At 38.2% G+C, this 2,600-nt stretch carries 1 protein-coding gene and 1 pseudogene; one reads left to right on the top strand and one right to left on the bottom strand.

Annotated features, from left to right (window positions below; genetic code table 11):
• Positions 1–70 precede the first annotated feature (70 nt).
• The gene (locus tag K6G87_RS13290) at positions 71–1,888 is read left to right on the top strand and encodes an ABC transporter ATP-binding protein (protein WP_296838214.1); all 1,818 of its coding nucleotides are present in this window, start codon (positions 71–73) and stop codon (positions 1,886–1,888) included.
• 408 nt (positions 1,889–2,296) lie between these two features.
• Here the strand turns inward: K6G87_RS13290 and K6G87_RS13285 are convergent.
• A pseudogene (locus K6G87_RS13285) lies at positions 2,297–2,600 on the bottom strand (hypothetical protein); the annotation flags it as partial.

Here is a 2,600-nt window from a genome sequence, read left to right as displayed (position 1 = left end):
ATTACAAGAAGGTATTCGAACACCAGTATGGTGAATTCGATGAAATAATGAAGAGAAAGGAGACCGCATAATGGCTAGAAATAAGATAGAACAAGACGAAGAGCTTGAAAGCGGTTTTGATATAAATCAGCTTAAAAGACTTGCAGGATATGTAGGTTCTTATAAAAAGGATCTGACTATCGCCATAATCATAATGGTAATATCAAGTGCTATATCCATGCTTATCCCTCTTTTTATGAAGAATGTTATGGATATAATCTCAAGCACTGTTTATGACCATGTATATACTCCAAACAAGGCAGTAAAGCTAATAATTATAAATGCCATTTTGGCACTTCTTGTCGGCATAACCTGTGCTGCTATCATGAGATACAAGATAATACTTACATCCCGCGTAGGTCAGGGGGTTATTTATAACCTTAGACGCGAGCTTTTCGTTCATCTTCAAAAGCTCCCCTTCTCCTACTATGATGATAAGCCCCATGGCAAGATTCAGGTAAGAGTTGTTAACTACGTCAATAACCTAAGTGACCTTCTGTCCAATGGTATTGTTAATACCATCACAGATATGTTCTCACTTGTATTCATACTTATATTCATGCTCTACCTAAACGTAAGGTTCACTCTTATATGCCTTTGTGGTCTGCCGATCCTGACTGCTATCATTCTTTTTGTCAAAAACAGGCAAAGAAGAGCATGGCAGATCCAGAGCAACAAACAGTCCAACCTTAATGCTTATATTGCTGAAAGTATAAACGGTATAAGGGTCACACAGTATTTTGTCAGAGAAGATACTAATACTGTACTTTTCAATAGACTTAATAAAGATGCCAGAAGCGCCTGGATGAACGCAGTCAAGTACAACTTCATCTTAAGCCCTGTAATTGAGAATATAACTGTAATTACAACTTCTGTAATATACGTTCTTGGTATTGGATGGCTTACAAACGGAGAAACCGCCATTACTGTCGGTCTTCTTACTGCCTTTGTCGGTTATGTTTCAAGATTCTGGCAGCCTATTATGACACTTGCAAACTTTTATAACTCGCTGCTTACCGCAATTTCCTATCTTGAACGTATCTTCGAGACTATAGATTCTCCTATTACTGTAAAGGACAAGGAAGGCGCAAGGCAGATGCCTCAAATAAAGGGCGATGTAGAATTTAAAAATGTCTGCTTCTCATATGATGACGGCGTTGAGATCCTTCACGATGTAAGCTTCAAGGTAGGCGCAGGTGAATCCTATGCAATAGTTGGTCCTACAGGAGCAGGTAAATCTACTATTGTCAATCTTATAAGCAGGTTCTATAACGTTGGAAGCGGTAATATCCTTGTGGACGGAACTGATATAAATGATGTTACAATAAAGTCTTTAAGACAGCAGATGGGTGTTATGATGCAGGACAGCTTCATCTTCTCCGGAACTATAATGGACAATATCCGTTATGGCAATAGCGAAGCTACTGATGAAGAGGTAATTAAAGCTGCAAAGACCGTTTGTGCTCACGATTTCATACAGTCACTTGAAGATGGCTACTATACACAGGTCAATGAAAGAGGAAGCAGGCTTTCAGCAGGTCAAAGACAGCTCATTTCTTTTGCCAGAGCAGTTCTTGCTGATCCTAAGATCCTGATACTTGATGAAGCTACTTCAAGTATAGATACTGAAACCGAGATTCTGCTTCAAAAGGGGCTTCAGGAGATGCTTAAGGGCAGGACATCTTTTATAATCGCTCACAGGCTTAGTACCATAAAGAATGCGACCTGTATCATGTATGTTGATAATGGTAAGATTCAGGAGAAGGGCTCCCACGATGAGCTTCTAAAAATTCCAAACGGATATTACCACAACCTTTATGATAGCCAGTACGCCTTCCTTCAGGCATAAGTCCAGTAGGAGTTTGTATCCCTTGCAATTTGATAAATCTGGGTAGTTAATAATAGTTTTTCTTGTCTTAAAAATATTATAATTCAAGGCTTAATATTTGGAATTATATATTTCCGGGGTCCGAAACTCGCTACGCTCAAACAGGCGGACCCCAAACGAAATATATAATTCCACCTATCAAGCTCTTGAATTAATAATATTTTTAAAGAGCGCGAAAAACTTTTATTAACTACTCAGATTATCAAATTTGCAAGGGATAATATAAGTTGGAGAATGCGAAATTCGAATTAGTATTTAAAAAGCCAATTTGAAATCATCAATTATGATATTTCAAATTGGCTTTATCATTGCTAAATATTTATGTGTAATGCACATTTGCCAGGGCTTGGCTTAATGATAAGTTACTATTTAGAATCCGAAATCGTCTCCGCCTTCGCTGTCTTCTGAATCTCCAGAATCATCTTCTTCACCGCTCTCATCCTCGGGTGTTTCTTCTTCGTATTCGTCTGATCCGCTCTGGTCTTCCTCTTCTTCAGAATAATCATCCTTAGAATCTGACTTACTTGAGCTGCCTGATGATTTCTGTTCTTTAAGTGTTACTTCTACTTCTACTTCTTCATATCCGTTACTGCCTTTTCTTAAAACAGTAATAGTAATTGTCTGTCCAGCCTCGTAATAAGCCATGTTTGTATCAAGATCTGATCTTGATGCA

The organism is Butyrivibrio sp., from assembly GCF_024699075.1.
Note: the sequence above shows the minus strand (reverse complement) of the source record. Positions and strands in the feature narration are given on the sequence as shown.